The sequence below is a fragment of the candidate division TA06 bacterium genome, assembly GCA_004376575.1.
Lineage (GTDB): Bacteria > Hydrothermota > DG-26 > E44-bin18 > E44-bin18 > E44-bin18.
In genome coordinates, this window is record SOJN01000037.1 from 1 (window position 1) to 19,310 (window position 19,310).

Here is a 19,310-nt window from a genome sequence, read left to right on the forward strand (position 1 = left end):
TAGAATTAGCGCTTATAAACTGAGTCGGAATGATGACGCTTCAAGACATGATCAGGACCCTGGATGACTACTGGGGCAAGAAGGGCTGTCTAATCTGGCAACCCTACAGCAGCGAAGTGGGTGCAGGAACCTTCAACCCTGCGACTTTTTTGCGGGTGCTTGGGCCTGACCCATGGAAGGTCGCATATGTCGAACAGGGTAAGAGACCAAGGGACGGCCGCTACGCCGTAAATCCGAATAGAGTCTATCAACACCATCAGTACCAGGTCATCCTCAAACCTTCTCCTTTCGATATTCAGGATGTTTATCTCAACAGCCTGAAATCGCTTGGTATCAAACTCTTAGATCATGACATACGCTTTCTGGAGGATGACTGGGACGCTCCGACGCTTGGTGCATGGGGCATCGGGTGGCAGGTCTGGCTGGACGGGGTCGAAATCACTCAATTCACATACTTCCAGCAGGTCGGTGGACTCGACCTCGAAGTCATCCCGGTGGAACTGACATACGGCATAGAAAGAATCGCCTGCATCATTCAGAACAAGCCCAGCATCTTTGACCTCCAATGGACGGACACGGTAACCTGGGGCGATCTGTTCAGGAACAATGAAATCCAATACTCGCGCCTGAACTATGAAGAGGCAGATGTCGAGCTGCATTTTCTCCTCTTCGATAAGTTCGAAGATGAAGCCAAAAGGCTCATAGACGAAGGAATGTATCTTCCTGGGTATGATTACGTCATCAAATGTTCACATGCGTTCAATATTCTCGAAGCCAGAGGTGCAATCAGCGTCACGGAGCGCGCTTCATACATAGCGCGTGTGCGCAAGCTGGCAAGACGTACTGCACTGGCATATGTGAAGGCAAAAACTGAAGGTTGATAAAGAATGCCACCTTTTCTTCTGGAAATAGGGACCGAGGAAATACCAGCCTCCTATCTGCGACCTGCCGCAGAACAGATGAGGAAGGAACTTCTCAAATTCCTCGATGACTCACACATAGACCACGGGGACGCAAGAATATACCATACTCCTCGAAGGCTGGCTGTCCTCTGCGAGAATGTCGCTCCAAAGCAGAAGGATACGAGCATTCTGGTCAGCGGCCCACCCACTTCATCTGCATACGGTGAGGATGGTAAGCCAACCAAGGCGGCAATCGGGTTTGCCAGAGCCCACGGTGTGGACATCCGTGCCCTCAAGACAAAGAAGACGCCGAAAGGAGAGGTGATCGTTGCTGAGGAGCGGAAGAAAGGGAAAACTACATCTTCAATACTATCCGAATATGTCCCAGAACTCCTGACAACCCTCTACTTCCCGAGAACCATGGCATGGGAGGCGAGCAGGTTCAGATTTGCCAGGCCAATCAGATGGATCGTGGCTCTTCTGGGTAAGAAGGTTGTAAAATTCAGTGTTGCAGACGTGAAATCTGGAGACAAGACGCACGGTCACAGGTTTCTCTCACCCAAATTCAAAAGAATAGAAAATCCAGAAAACTACGAAAAGACCCTCAACACCATGCACGTAATCGCAGACCCCGAAAAACGGAAGAAACTGATTCTTTCAATGGTCAAAAAGGCTGCAACGGCGAAGAAGGGGGTCCCCATAGACGATCCTGAATTGCTTGAAGAAGTCAGTGGCCTTGTAGAGGAGCCAGCCGTCGTGGTCGGCACCTTCGACGAAAAATATCTGGCCCTTCCCAAAGATGTGGTAGTGACAGCCATGAGGGAACATCAGAAGTATTTTTCCGTCCTAGACAAATCCGGAAGACTCCTACCATACTTTGTGGCAATAGCGAATGGCAAAACGACAAAGGCCAACCACATAAAGAAGGCTCACCAAGCCGCTCTGATGTCCAGACTCGAGGATGCATCCTTCCACTGGCAAGAAGATACGAAACACAAACTGGAAAAAATGGCAAAGGGACTCAGGCGGGTAGTCTGGCAGGAGAACCTCGGGTCCTTATACGATAAATCGGAGAGACTTGTGGAACTTGCCAAACATATTTCTTTGCGCATAGAGGACGCAGACTCAAAAACTGCGGAGAGGGCTGCATTCCTGTGTAAGGCTGATCTTGTCTCAAATATGGTCCGTGATGGTAAAGAGTTTGCAAAACTCCAGGGAGTGATGGGGAGGGAGTACGCGCTCGTTTCTGGAGAAGACAAGAAAGTGGCAACTGCAATATATGAACACTATCTGCCAAGGTATCCTGGCGACTCACTCCCTAGAACTCTTGAGGGAGCAATAGTCTCCATAGCCGATAGGCTGGATAGCATTGTCGGTTCATTCATAAACAATAAGATACCTACCGGTTCTGAAGACCCCTATGGCCTTAGACGCCTGGCCAACGGAATGATCTCTATCATAGCTAAGAAGAAACACCACCTGTCTCTGACTTCACTGATAGCTACGGACATAAGCCTTTATGAAGAGCAAAAGAAAGGCTGCATAACAGACAGGAACGCCCTCGGCTGTTCTCTTTTTGGTTTCTTCACGTCGAGAATGGAGGCCTTTCTTGAGGAAAAGGGCATAAGGCATGATATTACAGATGCCGTCATGGCTGTTGGGCTTGATGACCTCTACGATGCCGCTGAAAGAGCTATGGCCATTTCTAAGTTCAAACAGAGCGAAGAGTTCAAAAGCCTGGTCATGGGGCAGAAGAGAGTGGCAAACATACTCAAGGGGGTGGAGATTGAAACCAAGCTGGATAAATCTGCGCTGGCAGAGACTGAGGAGAAGAGACTCTTCACTCTAACAAAGGAAATAGAAGCCAAACTCCAGCAATCGATTCGAGAACACGCTTATCAGGAATCCTTAAAAATACTCCTTTTGCTCAAAGACCCCATTGATCAGTTCTTTGATGCTGTATTGGTGATGGCAGAAGATGACAAGTTGAGAGCGAACAGGCTGGCACTCGTAAAGTATGTTGCTGAGAGGTTCAATACACTGGCAGACTTCTCCAAGATTGTTATCGAGTGAACCAGAACTCAGCGTGCGGGCACCATCTGGGTTTACCGTCAACTTGAGAACGTAAGTCATCCATTCCTAACATTGGTTCATCTCGTGTTCTGCATACTGTAGCGTCTCAGTTCGTGGTTGACAGGGCCTTTTCCCGGTGCTAAGCTAAATCTTTTGTGGGGTGGTCGGATGGGCAACATCGAGCCCGGACTATACCTAGTCTCGACGCCAATAGGGAACCTTGAAGACATCACGCTCCGAGCGATCAAAGTTCTTAAGTCTGTCGACCTGATTGCCGCTGAGGACACAAGAAGAACAAGAATACTACTAAATGCTCATTGCATAAAGGCGAAGCTCATCTCCTTTCATGACCATAACAAAGAAAGGAGAGCTCCTGAACTGATAGGCAAGCTTCAGGAACGCGGTACTGTCGCAATCGTCTCAGAAGCAGGAACACCGGGCATTTCTGACCCCGGATACTACGTGGTCAAACTTGCCCTTGCTCAGAACATCCCGGTGTTTCCCATACCTGGTGCCTGTTCGATTATCGCGGCACTGGTAGCATCCGGTCTTCCAACGGATAGGTTTCTCTTTGAAGGGTTCCTTCCACGGAAGGCAGGCAAGAGAAGGGCGAGGCTTGAACAACTTGCAGATGAACGTAGAACCATAATCCTGTTCGAGTCTCCTCAGAGGCTGTTACGCACTCTGGACGAAATGAAAGACATCATCGGCAACCGCGAATGTGTCATAGCAAGAGAGATTACCAAGAAGTTCGAGGAGTGGAGGAGGGGAAGGCTCGAGGAGATCATTCTATACTATGAGAAGAAGGGGACAAAAGGAGAATTTGTAATACTCCTGAAGGGAAGAGAAAGTGATTCCTGAAAGCGTAAAGACACAGACAAGGAATTTGCTTAAACCACTCACAGATGCAGTGGAACAGACAAAACTCCCTCCCAATCTACTAACCTATTTGGGACTCATTCTGTCCGCTCTCACAGGACTGGTTTACTGGAAAGGCCCGTTCCGGTTTGCAAGCCTGTTCCTGCTCTGTGCTGGAATCGCTGACATACTCGATGGGGAAGTGGCGAGGAGATCGGGCCAGGTTACAAGATTCGGTGCCTTTCTCGATTCAACCCTTGACAGGTACTCAGAATCCTTCATCTGGTTGGGAATACTCCTGAGGTACTGGTCTTACGAAATGGTAGCCGCTCAGATATTTGCTTTCTTTGCGCTGGTGGGCTCTCTGCTTGTCAGCTACACGAGAGCGCGCTCATCCGAGATGGGACATGAGACGAGACTGGGTCCCCTGGAGCGACCAGAACGGATGGTACTCATCTTCATTGGCACACTCTTCGGAATGGATGTGTTCGTATGGTTCGTTCTGGCACTTGCAGTTCTCACCAATCTCACTGTGATAGTGCGCATCGCATACCTCTCGCGCCAAAAGGAGTTGAGGTAGCAATGATAACACCAAGGAGGTGGAAATGCCGGAGATAAGAGTTGCCATAATAGGAGTGGGCAACTGTGCTTCCTCGCTCGTTCAGGGTGTTCACTACTACCGAGGTCTCAAGGACGAAGCACTGATCCCAGGTGTGATGCATACCAACCTGGGAGGCTACAGAATCTCAGACATAAAATTTTCAGCATGCTTTGACATTGATAAGAGAAAAGTGGGTAGGGATCTTGGTGAAGCAATTCATACATATCCGAACAACACGTACAAATTTGCGCAGGTACCCCGAATGAACGTGAAGGTGATGCGGGGAATGACCCACGATGGCCTTGGCAAATACCTGTCAGAGATTATCGAGAAGGCACCAGGGCCGACCTGCGACATAGTGAAGGTTCTCAAGGAGTCAAGGACCGACATGGTCATTAACTACCTGCCAGTGGGGAGTGAAGAGGCTACCAAATGGTACGTGGAACAAGTTCTCGAGGCAGGCTGCGGATTCATAAATTGCATTCCGGTGTTCATAGCGAGCACCAAGTACTGGCAGGGAAGGTTCAAAAGAATGGGGCTCCCGGTTCTGGGCGACGACATAAAATCCCAGGTGGGAGCGACAATCCTCCACAGGGTCCTCACCAACCTTTTCCTGGACAGGGGAGTGAGGCTTGAAAGAACCTCTCAGCTCAACGTCGGAGGAAACACCGATTTTCTGAACATGCTGGAGAGAGCAAGGCTGGAGTCGAAAAAGATTTCGAAGACTCAGGCTGTCACATCGCAAATACCTTATGACATTGGGAGCGACAACATCCACATAGGTCCTTCGGATTATGTGGCCTGGCTCACCGACAGAAAGTGGGCATATGTGCGAATGGAAGGGAAGTCTTTTGGCGATGTCCCATTGAATGTGGAGCTCAAGCTGGAAGTGTGGGACAGCCCCAACTCGGCCGGAGTCGTCATTGACGCCATAAGATGTATGAAACTGGCGCTGAACAAGGGCTTATCCGGTCAGCTCACCGCTCCATCCAGCTATTTCATGAAATCGCCACCCATCCAATATCCGGACGAAGAGGCAAGAAAGAAGACCGAGGCTTTCATAAGAAGATATGGGAAAAAACGCAAAGCCAAGTAGATTGTCGTTGAGCAAAGGGCTTTTCATAACCTTTGAGGGAATTGAAGGTTCTGGCAAGACTACACAGGCGGAAAGGGCATTTGAAGCCGTGAAGCTGGGTGGCCATAGTTGTGTATTCACCAGGGAACCTGGTGGCACCGAGGTTTCAGAAAAAATCAGATCTATACTTCTGGACAAAGCAAACTCGGAGATGACACCCATTTGTGAACTCTTTCTCTACCTGGCCAGCCGATCTCAGAACATATCTCAGACGATCAAGCCTGCACTGGAAAAGGGAGATATCGTAATTGCAGACAGATTCTCAGATTCGACAGTCGCATACCAGGGAGGAGGCAGAGGATTAGACAAAGAGATGATAAAAACATTGAATGATCTGGCAACTGACGGCTTAAAACCCGGCCTCACCGTACTGGTAGACATCGACCCCGCCAAGGGCCTTGACCGGTCAGAATCAAGAGACAGGATTGAGATGGAGAGCATAAATTTCCACAGGAGGGTCAGACGCGAGTTTCTGAGGATAGCGGAAGAGGAACCGAAAAGAGTAGCAACTGTCGATGGAGATAACGATTCTGACTCAGTTCATGAACAAATCATGACCATAATTCGTCAGTATATTACAGGACAAACCAGACCAGACGGAGGATAGTATGAAAGCCAGGAAAGCATTTCTACCGGTAATGGTGGCAGCATTCGTCTGTATAGCGGTCCTCCTCACCTCCTTTGGCTTGAAGGCTGAGAAGGACGGCTCATTGATGCAATCACTAAGGCTCTTTAGCGAGATCTTGAGCAACGCCCAATCCAAATATGTCAGGCCCATCGATGCCGAAAAACTGATTCGTACTGCAATCGACGCCATGCTTAATGAGCTTGATCCACACTCCGTGTACATGGACGAAGAAGAATTCAAAGAGTTGAGGATTGGCACAAAGGGTGAGTTTGGAGGATTGGGGATAACCATCGCGCTTGCCAAGGAGATCCTGACAGTCATCTCTCCACTAGAAGACACACCAGCGATCAAAGCAGGAATACATGCAGGGGACAGAATTGTAAAGATCGAAGGCAAGTCAACTAAAGGTATCACTCTCAAGGAGGCGGTCAAGAAACTGAGGGGCAAGCCGGGCACCAAAGTGAATATTACCATAGAGAGAGAAGGTCTTGAGGAACTGCTTGAATTCACTATTGAACGGGCCATCATCAAGATAAAACCGGTTCCTTACTCGGGCATGGTGAGCAAAGATGTGGGCTACATACGCCTTGCTCGCTTCTCCAGAGATTCAGGAATACAGGTTGGCCGTGCCGTAGACTCCCTGCGCACAGTTGGTGCAAGGAAGTTCATCATCGACATCAGGAACAATTCGGGTGGGCTTCTCGACCAGGCCGTGCAAGTCTCAGATGTCTTCCTGGACAAAGGTGAAGAAATCGTTTCCACAAAGGGTAGAATTCGCGGTTCCAGCAGAAGATTCCACGCCAGGAATGCATCAAGGATAAAAGATGCTCCACTGGTTATCCTTGTCAATAAGGGCTCTGCAAGCGCTTCTGAAATCCTGAGCGGCGCGGTGCAGGACTGGGATAGAGGACTGGTTGCGGGTACACCCACTTTCGGCAAGGGGTCAGTTCAGACGATCATACCCATCAGCACAGGAGGCGGTCTCAAGCTGACCACTGCTGAGTGGTACACGCCCTCAGGGAGGCTAATAAACAAACCGCACAACCCAGACGAAGATGAGGCCGCCGAGGAGGACTCCACCGATGACAGTGAGGAAGAGTTCCATACCATCGGAGGACTCAATAGAATCGTCTACGGCGGAGGAGGCATCACGCCAGACATGGTACTCACCCCTCCGGAGTGGACCGAGTTCGGAACAGAGTTATACAGGGACAGGAGATTCTTCAACTTCAGTGTGAAGTTCACAGCGGCGCACAAAGGTATCAAAAGACCGTTCAAGGCTACGGAATCGACTATAGATGAGTTCAAGTCATACTTGAAAGATAATGACGTTACTCCTTCTGCAGCAGAGCTGGATTCCACCCTGGACTTCATCGCCTGGATGATCGAGCAGGAGGTATCGAGCTCACTGTGGGGCACGAGCGAAAAATACGAAGCGATACTTTCGGGGGACACGTGGGTGAAGGAGGCTATCGCCCTCCTCGAGATATCACATGCACCCAAGGACCTCTTCGCTCTGGCCGAGAAAGGGAAGGCTGTTGAAGAATAAGCGTGAACACCTGTGGCTAACTAGACACAATTACATTCGGAACGTGAATTGCCCATTGTTTCCGTAATCTAATCTGCCTTTGACCTCTGGGGTTCTCGGACGTGCCTCATACATACTGGCCCTTGGTAGCGGTAGTAATTGGTATTGTTTCAGGGGTTTCATCTGGCGCTTTTGGCATTGGCGGCGGAGTAGTAAACAAGCCCCTCCTCAGGGTTTTTCTCCGCGCGGCTCCAGGGCTTGTTATCGGGTCTCCCATACCGGCCCAGTTCTTTGGTGCAACCCTCGGCTCAATCTCCTACTTCAAGAAAAGGATGATTAACTTCAGGCTTGTCTGGCTTGCCACACCATTTGCAATCGCCGGAACCATCCTGGGAGCATGGTTGACCAGCTTCTTGAACCTGGACTACCTCATGGGCTTTCTTGTACTGGTCGTCTTATGGACGGGCAGCAGGATGATCGGGAAGTCATTTAGAATCAAGGCACACGAGCCAGAGGAATGTACGGCTGCAGGCATGTACAAGGTGGCGCCCACAGCATTCGTAGCAGGGACAGTTGCAGGTCTACTTGGAGTAGGCGGTGGGTTCCTTCTTGTCCCTGCCTTCAATATGGTCCTCAAGAGAGAGATAAAGGAGTGCATCGCATCTTCGCTCATGATTGTCGCGCTAACAGCCATTCCAAACGGGATTATCCATTGGGCTCTGGGGCACATAGACTGGAATCTTGCCTCTTCCTTGCTTGTTGGCCAGATGATAGGAGTCTGGTTTGGCACCATCTTCACCATCAAGTCTCATAGAAAGCTGGTGTATTTTCTTTTCGGACTTTTTCTCATAATCGTGTCGCTTACCCAGGCTCGCCTTGAGATATTGAATACACTCGGGGGGTCATAGATTGCGGAGATCGAATGCATTTGTCTATCTTGTGCTCTTATTTGCAGCCTCAACTGATGCGAAACTTGTGGCCACATCACCCATACCTGAAAGCGTGGAACAGGGGAAGACGCTCACGGTGAGAGCGATTTTTGATACACCGCCCGACTCAGTCAAAGGCGAATTCCTGGGCAAAAGCGTTACATTCTTCCCGCTCGACTCCCTGACGTACAGAGCCCTCACGGGGGTCCCGGTAAAAAGCACGCCGGGAGATCATGAGTTCGTCGTCTACTCTTTCGGGCTGCCGGAAGGAATAGAAAATCTGAATCCTGTGAATATGAAGGCTCGCCTGACAGTTACAGTTCTGAAAGCCGACTTCAAGAGAGATACGATCAGCCTGCCCAAGCCCCTGATGAGCCGGCTCACTTCCCAGAATCTGACAAAAGAGGCCAAGAAGCTCGGCCCCAAGTTCAGAACTGTTTCTGTCCAGAAGATGTGGAAAACCCAATTTCTGATGCCTGTACAGGGAACCATAACGTCTCCATTTGGCGCTTATCGAGTGTACAATGACGGCAAGATGTCATGGCCCCACAAGGGCGTGGACATTGCAGCTCCCGAACGAGATTCCATACTTGCGTGCGCAGATGGAGTCGTGATTCTGTGCGAGCATATGTTCATCCATGGAAATACTATCATGATGGACCATGGGCACGGGATTGTATCTGTCTACTGTCATCTCAGAGATGCGGCGGTGAAGGTGGATCAAAGGGTAAGAAGAGGCAGCTTCATTGGCACTATAGGGCAGACAGGAACAGCGACCGGCCCACACCTTCACTGGGGCCTCTCGGTGGGCAACGTTCGTGTGGACCCGGTCGAATGGGTCGAGCGAAACATAGACTAGATGACTCCTCCCTATGCCCGAGGGAAAGAATGACAAAGGTGCTTTTGCTGGGAGGTATTCTTTCAGAGCTTTATGCCCTCGCAGCATTCCAAATTCTCACCCTCACCTATCTGCTTCTGTCTCCCTTCCACCCATTCCGCACCTGCTATGGAAGAACAGGCAAGCAGGTCCCTGTTCTGCTGATTCACGGCTACCCGAGCAATCCTGCTGTACTCTGGCCTTTGATCATAAGATTGCGAAAGAAAGGTTTTACCAACGTCCACGCCATTACACTCATCCCTTTTTGGGGTTCAGTACGCAACTGGGCAAATCAGATTTCACGCGCTGTAGATGGAATTCTTGCTCGGTGCAGATGCGACACAATCGACATTGTGGCCCACAGTATGGGTGGCCTTGCCGCCGCCTATTATCTGAAGTACCTTGGAGGAAAGGAGAAGGTCCGAAAGTTCCTTCCCCTTGCCACCCCTTTCCGGGGAAGCCACATTGCATATCTAGGACCGGGGTTCTGCACGGTCCAGATGTGGCCCCGCAGCAAATTCCTAACGGAGCTTGACTTCAAGCCTGAAGATGTACCAAAGGTTGACATATATTCATTCAGGGCGGGTCTGGACGAATGTGTAATCCCTCACAGCTCACCAATTCTGGATGAGCCGTCAAAGAACATTCAGTTTGAATACTTGGGTCACGCGAGCATTCTGTTCAGCGAAAAGACGGCGCAGACAATCATCCAAGTGCTTGCACTGTAGATGATTTTTGTTGCGACCAGTGGCCATTTTTGCTATATTAGGAAAGCCTAGGTGCATCAAATGGATAAGATTATTCAGATTGTACGAGGGATGATCCAAAAAGATCGTCTATTTGAAAAGGGTGACCTTCTATTGGCTGCCGTCTCAGGAGGATGCGACTCAGTATTCCTCTTAAGATGCCTTTGTCTGCTCAAGGACGAACTGAAAGTAGAACTGAAGGTGGCCCACCTCAACCACATGCTCAGAAAAGAGGAGGCCGAAAGGGATGCAGAGTGGGTGAAGCGGCTATCTGATGAGCTTTCTGTCGACTGCGTTGTGGAGTCTGAGAATGTTAGGGCGTTTGCAGAAAAGAACAGTCTTTCCCTCGAAGAGGCCGCCCGCGTGTGCAGATATGATTTTCTAGAAAAGGTGAAGCACAAGCTAGACGCCGACAAAATAGTCCTGGGCCACACTGCTGACGACCAGGCTGAGACACTCCTTCTCCGCCTTCTCCGAGGTTCAGGGAACACCGGCCTCGCGTCTATGACCCCGAAGCGGGGCCACCTTGTCCGGCCGCTGTTGAACCTCAGAAGGCATGACATAAGGAAGTATCTTGACAAGAATGGGTTATCATACATTGATGACCCATCAAATCTTGATTTGAGATTCACAAGGAACATCATAAGACACAAGGTCATTCCACTGATAGAATCCAGCATCAACCCTGCTGTCGTTTCTGTTCTGGCGAGAACCGCATCTATACTTTCAGAAGAGGATGTACTTCTCGAAACCAATGCACAAAAGGATCTTTCGAGAGCTGGAAAATTCGAGGGACCATATTTGAAACTGGACTTAAAGGCAATGCAGAATATGGGGGTGGCCAGAAGGAGAAGACTGCTCAGGGCAGCAATAGGTGCCCTCAAGGGCGACTTGAGGAACATCGGTTCCGTACACATTGATAAGACCCTTGAGTTAGTTGACTCTGGTTCAGCCGGGACCAAAATCAACATCCATTCGCTCGAGGTATACAGGGACTACGACAGCATTATTCTTGGAAGGAGCGTGCCAATGGCTGCCCTTCAATACGAAAGACAAGTAAATGTCCCTGGTATTACCACGGTAGAGGAAGCAGACCTCGCCCTCTTATCGTCTATCACGAACTCCGCTCATGTAAAGATCGACTATTCAGCGTCGCACAGAGCTTACTTCGACCTCGATCATCTCCTCTTGCCCCTCTGTGTCAGAAACAGAAGGCCTGGAGATAGGCTCGTTCCTTTTGCCCGGAAGAAACCCAAGAAGTTGAAGGAAATCTTCATTGACGACAAGCTGCCTCGCAGAGAGAGACACTCAATCCCGATCATCCTGGACAGGGGAGGCATCCTCTGGATACCTGGCGGGAGAAGATCGGATAGAGCTCCGCTAACATCAAAGACAGAAAGGGTTCTGTGCATTGAGGCCAGGAAAAGTTCTCATAGAGACTGATGACATAAAGCAAAGGGTCTCTGAGCTAGGCGAAGAGATATCCCGGAACTACCATCACGAGAAGCCTGTTCTTGTGACAGTCCTGAAGGGCGGGGTTATCTTCGTTTCTGACCTCATAAGAGAGTTGAGTATTCCCGTGGAGCTTGATTTTGTATCCGTTTCCAGCTACAAAAAGAGAGAGAAGGCTGGCCCGGCAAAGATAGTGCAGAACCTCTCGGGAAGTGTCGCAGGTAAACACGTAATCGTTGTAGAAAACATAGTTGATTCCGGTTCAACGCTTAACCGCATTCTTCAAGAACTGAAGGACAGGGGAGCAGCCAGTGTCGAGGTCTGCTGCCTTCTTGACAAAAAGTGTAAAAGGAAGGTTGATGTAGACATCAGATACAGGGGCTTTATCATACAGGACAACTTTGTAGTCGGCTATGGCCTCGATTACAATCAGAGGTTCCGCAATCTTCCGCATATCGCACTTCTTGAGTAACGTCCCGCTTTGGAGGTGGAAAGAACTTGCCAGACCTGAAGAAGAAAGAATCCCCTAAGTCACCCCTGCTGGAGAAGCTTGGTCCTTGGAAAGCCATCGCTGTCTGGGCCATCCTCCTTCTTTTCATAGCGTTGTTCTGGAAAGTGTTCCTGCAAAGGAAAGCATTTGAGGCGGAGATACCATTCTCGCAATTCCAAGAAGAAGTGGCCGCGTCAAACGTGGAGTCAGTCAACATAGTCGAGAAACAGATTTCAGGCGAACTCAAATTTCATATGACAGTCACATCCCAGGGAAAAGAGATCAAGGTCGTCAAGTTCAGAACCTATATTCCTTATGAAGATCCAGAGTTGGTGACAAAACTCGTAGACAAAGGAATCGTTGTCAAGAGCCAACCCTCCTCCAACATCTGGAACACAATGCTCCCATGGCTAATGCTCGTAGCGGCAATTGTTGTCTTCTATGTTTTTATCTTCAGACAGATGCAGTCCGGTCCCAATAGAGCCTTCACTTTCGGTAAGGCCCGGGCCAAGAAGATGGACAGAAGTACGGTCCGGGAGACTTTTGAGGATGTCGCCGGCGTCGACGAAGCCAAACAGGAACTGGGTGAAGTTATTGACTTTCTCAAGTCCCCCAAAAAGTTTCAAAGACTGGGTGGAAAGATTCCCCGCGGTGTACTCCTTCTAGGTCCCCCCGGCACAGGCAAGACCCTCCTGGCCAGAGCAGTAGCAGGTGAAGCAGAAGTTCCGTTCTTCAGCATATCAGGTTCAGACTTCGTGGAGATGTTCGTGGGCGTTGGCGCTTCGAGAGTCAGAGATCTCTTCGACCAGGGGAAGAAGAATGCTCCGTGCATTATATTCATAGATGAACTGGATGCAGTCGGCAGGCTCAGAGGTGCGGGTCTTGGAGGTGGCCATGATGAGAGGGAGCAGACTCTGAACGCTCTTCTTGTGGAGATGGATGGGTTCAATCCGAACGAAGGAGTTATTCTTCTTGCGGCAACCAACAGGCCTGACGTGCTTGATCCCGCTCTTCTCAGAGCAGGCAGATTTGACAGGAGGGTTGTCGTGGACAGGCCTGATGTGAAAGGAAGAGAAGGCATACTCAAAGTCCACACCAGAAAAGTTCCCCTGGCTGATGATATGGATCTCGCTGTGCTAGCAAGGGGCACTCCCGGATTCTCCGGCGCTGACCTTGCAAACCTGGTAAACGAAGCTGCCCTCCTTGCCGCTAGACACGACCAGAACAAAGTGACCATGCAGGACATGGAATACGCTAAGGACAAGATCCTTATGGGTGTCGAGCGCAAAAGTCTGCTCATAAGCGAAGCTGAAAAGAAGAACATAGCCTTTCACGAGGCAGGCCACGTTCTCGTCTCCAAGTTCATGCCCGAAAGCGACCCCATCCACAAGGCGACGATCATCCCGAGAGGAATGTCCCTGGGACAAACACAAAAGCTTCCCATTGATGACAGGAGAACCTACTCCAGGTCCTACTGTGTCAGTCAGATGACTGCCCTGCTCGGAGGAAGGGCCGCAGAGATTGTGGCTCTGAAAGACCTGACCACAGGTGCCGCCGACGACATAGACAAAGCAACGGAGCTTGCCAGAATGATGGTCTGCGACTGGGGGATGAGTGAATCCCTGGGGCCCCTCACCTTTGGCAAGAAGGAAGAGCAGATTTTCCTGGGAAGAGAAATAGCAACCCATCGAGACTACTCTGAGGACACGGCGAGACTCATAGACAAGGAAATTAAGAAGATTGTTGAGTCTGCCCAGGCGAAGGCTCTCGAGATTGTTAGGAAAAACGAGTATCTGCTGAGAGCCGTGGCCGATGCCCTTCTGGAAAAGGAAATACTGAACGCAGATGATATCGACAGAATCGTAGGAGAGACGGATAAGGAGAAGGTCGGTGGACAAGGAAAAAGCAAAAAAAGCAGTAAGGCTGCTACTTGAGGCAATCGGTGAAGACCCAGACAGAGAAGGCTTAAGAGAGACTCCTCAAAGGGTAGCAGAGATGTACGCAGAGGTATTCTCCGGTGTGGGTAAGGACGCCAGGAGGCAGATCAAAGCATATAGTGTGAAGAATCAGGACGAGATGATAATCGTGAGAGATATCCCATTCTATTCTGTTTGCGAGCACCACCTCCTTCCTTTTATTGGCAAGGCGCACGTGGCCTACATACCAGGTGACAATAGAATCACTGGTTTTGCCAATCTTGTTTCGACAATAGAAATCATAGCAAAACGACCCCAGCTTCAAGAAAGACTGACTACTGAAATAGCTGATACTCTAGCCGAGATCCTGAAGCCTCTCGGGATTCTGGTTGTCGTTGAGGCTGAGCATCTTTGCCTTTCCATGATGGGGGTGAAGAAACCAGGTGCCCTTACAGTAACCTCAGCCATGAGGGGAGGGATGAGAAAAGAGGCGACAAGGGCTGAAGCATTCAGCCTCATAAAGAGCGGAAGATAAGGATTGCGGATGGTGAAGACTTCAGGGAACCACAACATCAGAATAATGAGGCTGGATAGTAGTGATGAGGCTTTTGACGAAGTGAGGCGCATTGGGGTGGACCAATATGCAGTGCCCATCCTCGCTTCCAAGGCTTTCGGGCTATCGATCAAAGTGGAGAGTCTTGATTGTGCCCAGAGCAACATAATAAAGCAGACCGCACTTTCGGTAGGGGCAGACGCTGCCGTCGCCCGCCCGGTAATCACAGGTTGTTCGGAGAAGACCGACCTGATACTTTTCGCCAACCATAGACAGATGGGGGAGATCACGAGAAGGCTTGAGGTCCAGCCTTTTGGCCTTAAGCAAATTGCGCAAGGTTTGAATGAAGTACTCAGCCACAGTTCTTGCAGGCACACGTTGAGTCTCCCAGGGTGTGAACTGGACCTCTCGGAGAGAACGTACATCATGGGAGTACTGAACGTTACACCGGACTCTTTCTCCGATGGAGACCAGCATTTTGAGTTCAATGAGGCAGTTGATTGGGGGATGAAGATAGCAGATGATGGTGCTGACGTCATTGACATTGGAGGTGAGTCCACCAGGCCGGGCTCAGATGCAGTAGGCGTCGAAGAAGAACTGGCCAGAGTGATCCCGGTCATTGAGGCCCTCTCCAGAGACTGTGAGGTCCCTCTATCAATAGATACTTGTAAGAGCAAGGTGGCAAAGGAAGCGGTCAGGGCAGGATGCAAAATTGTGAACGACATCAGCGGACTCACCCTCGACTCACTCATGGCAGAGACCGTCGCTCAGACTGGCGCCGCTCTCATTGTGGGACATATCAGAGGTAATCCCAAGACCATGCAGGAGAACCCCCATTATAAAGATGTGATGAGCGAAATCACATGTGAATTGCGACAGCAGGTCCAGTTAGCCGAGTCAAAAGGGGTTGTCCCGTCCCGAATTGTCGTTGACCCGGGAATTGGTTTTGGCAAACGTTTACAGGATAATCTGACAATAATTCGCAGACTGGGAGAACTTAAGTCTCTTGGGAAGCCCATAATAGTGGGGCCTTCCAGAAAATCCTTCATCGGAAAGGTTCTGGATTTGCCGGTTAATGAGAGGCTTGAGGGGACAGCCTCGGCCGTGGCAATAGCAATCGCAAAAGGGGCCCATATTGTGCGGGTCCACGATGTGAAAGAGATGAAGCGTGTGTGTTCACTCGCTGATGCCATTGTCAAAGGCACACCACAACAGTAGCCCTGAAAGCTTCCATGACGGATAAGTAGACAGGACAGCTCACTCTTCAGCCGTTTCAAGTTATCAGGAGCAATCTATGGAGTTTCTACAGTTCAGATTCGTCGATTTTATAGATGTAGTGGTAGTCGCATTCATTGTCTATCAGTTCTTGAGATTCATAAAAGGAACAAGAGCAACCCAGATGCTTATCGGTCTCGGTCTCCTTTTTGTCCTTGCTCTGGTTGCGAACTTCTGGGAGCTTTACGGGTTAAAATGGATTGTGGCTAGCTTCAAGACCATCTGGATTGTAGCATTTGTGATTGTCTTCCAGCCAGAGATAAGACGCGCACTGGCCGAGCTTGGAAGGAGCAGGGTAGTCCGCTTTTTCTTCAAGGTTAGCCCGGTAAGACCAATAAAGGAGGTAGTGAAGGCTTCGGAACTTCTCAGAAGTCGGAGGATAGGCGGACTTGTGGTGCTCGAGGCAGAAGTGGGTCTTAGAAACTACGTTCAGACTGGCACAAAAATAGACGCACGGGTATCAGCAGATCTGATCGCATCCATATTTACTCCCAAATCTCCGCTGCATGACGGCGCGGTGATAGTGGCCGAAGACACGATCTTGGCTGCATCATGCATACTCCCTCTCTCGGACAGTCCTATCCTGGACAAGAAGCTGGGTACCAGGCATCGAGCGGCCCTGGGCCTTTCTGAAGAGACGGACGCAGCGTGCATCGTCGTCAGCGAGGAGACAGGCAGCATCTCTTTTGCGCACAGAGGTAAGCTGATACACGGCCTTACTTTTCTCGATTTAGAAAAGAAACTGGTTAGCGTCATGCCATAGAAAGGACTGGGCAGCGAATGACAACAGATCTGGTGAAGAACTTGAGAAGGTGGGGCTTCGGTTTCGTATTTGTGGCATCGTTTGCAGGTTATCTCTGGACACTCGCCCCCACTGTCTCCTTCTGGGACTGCGGCGAGTTCATTGCTACATCCTACATACTGGGTGTTCCGCATCCGCCCGGGACTCCTCTTCAGATACTGATAGGCAGAATCTTCTCCATGATCCCTTTCTCCAGCGAGATCGCCTATAGAGTGAACATGATTTCCGCGCTTTCCGCCTCCCTGACTGTGGCTCTCCTGTACCTCTTGATTGTGAAGGTCATCGGAATGTGGAGGAAATCATCCAGACTTCCAGACGTGATCATGCAGCATGCTGCCGGCATGGTCGGTGCTTTCACCCTCGCCTTCTCTTTCACATTCTGGGACAATGCAGCAGAGGCCGAGGTGTATGCTCCCGCCTCAGCCATAATGGTTGTTGCCGCGTGGCTTGCCCTCACCTGGCAGGAGAAGCTGGGAACAAACCAGAGCAAGAAAATACTTCTGGTCATAGCCTACATGCTGATGTTGTCCACGGGGATACACCTCACACCGCTTTTAATCTTTCCAGGAATATTCCTTTTTGTCGTGCTTGTGGACTGGAAAGAACTGGCCGATGTCAAGCTCTGGCTCTTAGGCCTGTTCCTCGCATTCATCGGGGTCGCCTCTTACCTCTACCTCATGATAAGAGCCAACCATGACCCTGGCATCAACGAAGTCGCCCCGACCACATTTCGGGCATTGATGGATGTTGTTCAAAGAAAACAGTACGGTCCTATGCAGATGTTACCCAGAAAGACAGATATAGAAACGCATATTGGTGTTATTCCAGCCTACATAGAACAGCTAAAAATCTACTGGAAATATTTCACATGGCAGTTCACCAAGTTCCCCAGGTCTCTTGCAGAGAGTGGACCTGCCGTCGGCTCCGCTATCCGTTACCTTTCTGCTTTAATGACCGGAGTCTTTACCACTGTTGGCGCATTTGGATTCTGGACTCACTTCAAAAACAACAGGAAGACTTTCGCCATATTCGCCCTGGCCTTTCTATTCACAAGTATCGGGTTGGTCACCTATCTCAATCTCAAGTACCTCCCCAGTGACCCCAACCCTCTGCACCAGCCAAGAGAGGTGAGAGAAAGAGACTACTTCTTTTGTGCCTCATTTGTCTTTTACGCATTCTTCATAGGCATGGGTTCGTGGGGAGTGATGCAGTGGTTTTCTGAGCTGAAGAAAAGCATGAGGCTGCAGTTGGCAATTATTGGAGCTCTCTCCTTTCTACTCGTAGCCTCTGTACCCTATTTCTCTAACAGGCACAGCCACGTCAATAGAAGGGGAAATTGGATTGCCAACAATTATGGGATAAACATGCTGGCATCTTGCAGGGATGGTTCTGTCCTTTTCACCAATGGTGACAACGACACCTTCCCCTTGTGGTTTGTTCAGGAGGTGAAAAGGTTCAAGAAGTGGGAGAACAGGGGAGAAAAGGGAACCATGGTGGCGAATCTCAGTCTCTTGAACACGGACTGGTATATCAAACAGCTCAGGAACAGGGGCGTTCCCATAAGCCTGACGGACTGGCAGATAGACAACCTGCGACCACTGAGGCTCAAGAATGGCGAGGTTCTGCTCGTAAGGGATATCGCGGTGAGAGATATTATTGCGACCAACTCTGGAATCAAACTGACCGTGCAGCAGCTTTTTGCCCCCTCCGAGGAATTCGCCAAGCTTGTTCTTGACGACTATAAGCCGAACAAAACTATATACTTTGCTGTGACCGTTTCACAGGGCAATCTGAAACCGTACCGTGATCATCTGGTGATGCAGGGGATGGTATACGAACTCGTGCCTCAGAGAGCAGGGGATGTGATCGACACCGAAAAGAGCCGATACAACCTGTTCGAGCTTTACAACTACTCTTCGATATTTGACAAAAATGTTTACAAGGATGACAATACACAGAAGCTGATCTCCAATTACGTTGCTGGATTTGCAGCTCTGGCCAATGCGTATGAGTCACAGGGGAAATTGGATCAGGCGGCTGCGGCTCTGGAGATGGCTGAGAAGTTTGAGACACCAATGGGGTGGAGAGTGACCTACCATCTAGGCGTCCTGTATGAGAGGATGGGAAAGCTGGATAAGGCCAATGAGAAATTCAAGAAATTCACTGCGTTGAAGCCAAATGACCCGCTGGCGCAGGCCGCTCTCGGCAGGATATACCAGATGGAGCGGAACTACGCCGAAGCTGAGAAGGCGTATGCCCATGCCACCAAGATTAATAAGAACCATCCCAGCGGATATGCGGGTCTTGTCTCCTTGTATCTGGAGATGGGTGACACCGGCAAGGCGAGAGACATCATCCATAACGTATTTCGTGATCCAAGATTGACCAGTAGGTTGATCGCCTTCTTCTCACAGAACGGCGACACTGCCGAGGCAATCTTTGAACTCGACGAGTGGATCAAGTTACACCCTAACGACGAAAAGGCCAAGGAAGTCCGCAGAAGTCTGATTCGTGGGCGTTGATCTCCTGCCTGAAATAGAAAGGA

General features: G+C 50.0%; 17 protein-coding genes. All 17 read left to right on the plus strand.

Annotated elements, in window-relative coordinates; translation table 11 throughout:
* The first annotated feature begins 32 nt into the window (after nt 1-32).
* The 17 genes from E3J62_02690 (at nt 33) to E3J62_02770 (ending at nt 19,287) form a co-directional block, all read left to right on the plus strand.
* Nucleotides 33-881 carry a glycine--tRNA ligase subunit alpha gene (locus E3J62_02690; GenBank protein ID TET46972.1) on the plus strand — a complete coding sequence of 283 codons (849 nt, stop codon included), beginning with the start codon at nt 33-35 and terminating at the stop codon, nt 879-881.
* 6 nt (nt 882-887) lie between these two features.
* Nucleotides 888-2,975: a glycine--tRNA ligase subunit beta gene (locus tag E3J62_02695; GenBank protein ID TET46958.1), complete on the plus strand. Its 2,088-nt coding sequence runs from the start codon at nt 888-890 to the stop codon at nt 2,973-2,975.
* 168 nt (nt 2,976-3,143) lie between these two features.
* Nucleotides 3,144-3,836 (plus strand): 16S rRNA (cytidine(1402)-2'-O)-methyltransferase, encoded by a 693-nt coding sequence (gene rsmI, locus E3J62_02700; GenBank protein ID TET46959.1) that lies wholly within the window; start codon nt 3,144-3,146, stop codon nt 3,834-3,836.
* Nucleotides 3,826-4,413 carry a CDP-alcohol phosphatidyltransferase family protein gene (locus E3J62_02705; GenBank protein TET46960.1) on the plus strand — a complete coding sequence of 196 codons (588 nt, stop codon included), beginning with the start codon at nt 3,826-3,828 and terminating at the stop codon, nt 4,411-4,413. The genes rsmI and E3J62_02705 overlap by 11 nt, the downstream gene beginning before the upstream one ends.
* Before the next feature lie 25 nt (nt 4,414-4,438).
* The gene (locus E3J62_02710) at nt 4,439-5,530 is read left to right on the plus strand and encodes an inositol-3-phosphate synthase (protein ID TET46961.1); all 1,092 of its coding nucleotides are present in this window, start codon (nt 4,439-4,441) and stop codon (nt 5,528-5,530) included.
* The gene (locus tag E3J62_02715; protein ID TET46962.1) at nt 5,505-6,176 is read left to right on the plus strand and encodes a dTMP kinase; all 672 of its coding nucleotides are present in this window, start codon (nt 5,505-5,507) and stop codon (nt 6,174-6,176) included. Before E3J62_02710 ends, E3J62_02715 begins: the two co-directional genes overlap by 26 nt.
* 1 nt (nt 6,177) lies before the next feature.
* Entirely contained in the window at nt 6,178-7,746 is a 1,569-nt protein-coding gene (locus tag E3J62_02720) for a S41 family peptidase (protein TET46963.1), read from the plus strand.
* Nucleotides 7,747-7,832: 86 nt separating this feature from the next.
* The gene (locus tag E3J62_02725) at nt 7,833-8,633 is read left to right on the plus strand and encodes a sulfite exporter TauE/SafE family protein (GenBank protein ID TET46964.1); all 801 of its coding nucleotides are present in this window, start codon (nt 7,833-7,835) and stop codon (nt 8,631-8,633) included.
* Between the two features lies 1 nt (nt 8,634).
* Entirely contained in the window at nt 8,635-9,513 is an 879-nt protein-coding gene (locus E3J62_02730) for a M23 family metallopeptidase (GenBank protein TET46965.1), read from the plus strand.
* Nucleotides 9,489-10,259, plus strand: coding sequence for an alpha/beta fold hydrolase (locus E3J62_02735; protein TET46966.1), 771 nt, complete (start codon nt 9,489-9,491; stop codon nt 10,257-10,259). The genes E3J62_02730 and E3J62_02735 overlap by 25 nt, the downstream gene beginning before the upstream one ends.
* Before the next feature lie 60 nt (nt 10,260-10,319).
* The gene (gene tilS / locus E3J62_02740) at nt 10,320-11,720 is read left to right on the plus strand and encodes a tRNA lysidine(34) synthetase TilS (GenBank protein ID TET46967.1); all 1,401 of its coding nucleotides are present in this window, start codon (nt 10,320-10,322) and stop codon (nt 11,718-11,720) included.
* Nucleotides 11,689-12,201: a hypoxanthine phosphoribosyltransferase gene (gene hpt / locus E3J62_02745; protein ID TET46968.1), complete on the plus strand. Its 513-nt coding sequence runs from the start codon at nt 11,689-11,691 to the stop codon at nt 12,199-12,201. Before tilS ends, hpt begins: the two co-directional genes overlap by 32 nt.
* Before the next feature lie 68 nt (nt 12,202-12,269).
* Nucleotides 12,270-14,153 (plus strand): ATP-dependent metallopeptidase FtsH/Yme1/Tma family protein, encoded by a 1,884-nt coding sequence (locus E3J62_02750; protein TET46973.1) that lies wholly within the window; start codon nt 12,270-12,272, stop codon nt 14,151-14,153.
* Nucleotides 14,095-14,670 (plus strand): GTP cyclohydrolase I FolE, encoded by a 576-nt coding sequence (folE, locus tag E3J62_02755; protein TET46969.1) that lies wholly within the window; start codon nt 14,095-14,097, stop codon nt 14,668-14,670. Before E3J62_02750 ends, folE begins: the two co-directional genes overlap by 59 nt.
* A gap of 45 nt (nt 14,671-14,715) precedes the next feature.
* Nucleotides 14,716-15,906, plus strand: a complete 1,191-nt coding sequence (gene folP, locus E3J62_02760; protein TET46974.1) for a dihydropteroate synthase — start codon at nt 14,716-14,718, stop codon at nt 15,904-15,906.
* A gap of 76 nt (nt 15,907-15,982) precedes the next feature.
* Nucleotides 15,983-16,726: a TIGR00159 family protein gene (locus tag E3J62_02765; GenBank protein TET46970.1), complete on the plus strand. Its 744-nt coding sequence runs from the start codon at nt 15,983-15,985 to the stop codon at nt 16,724-16,726.
* A gap of 17 nt (nt 16,727-16,743) precedes the next feature.
* On the plus strand, nt 16,744-19,287 hold the full coding sequence (locus E3J62_02770; protein ID TET46971.1) for a DUF2723 domain-containing protein: 2,544 nt from the start codon (nt 16,744-16,746) through the stop codon (nt 19,285-19,287).
* Nucleotides 19,288-19,310: the final 23 nt, after the last annotated feature.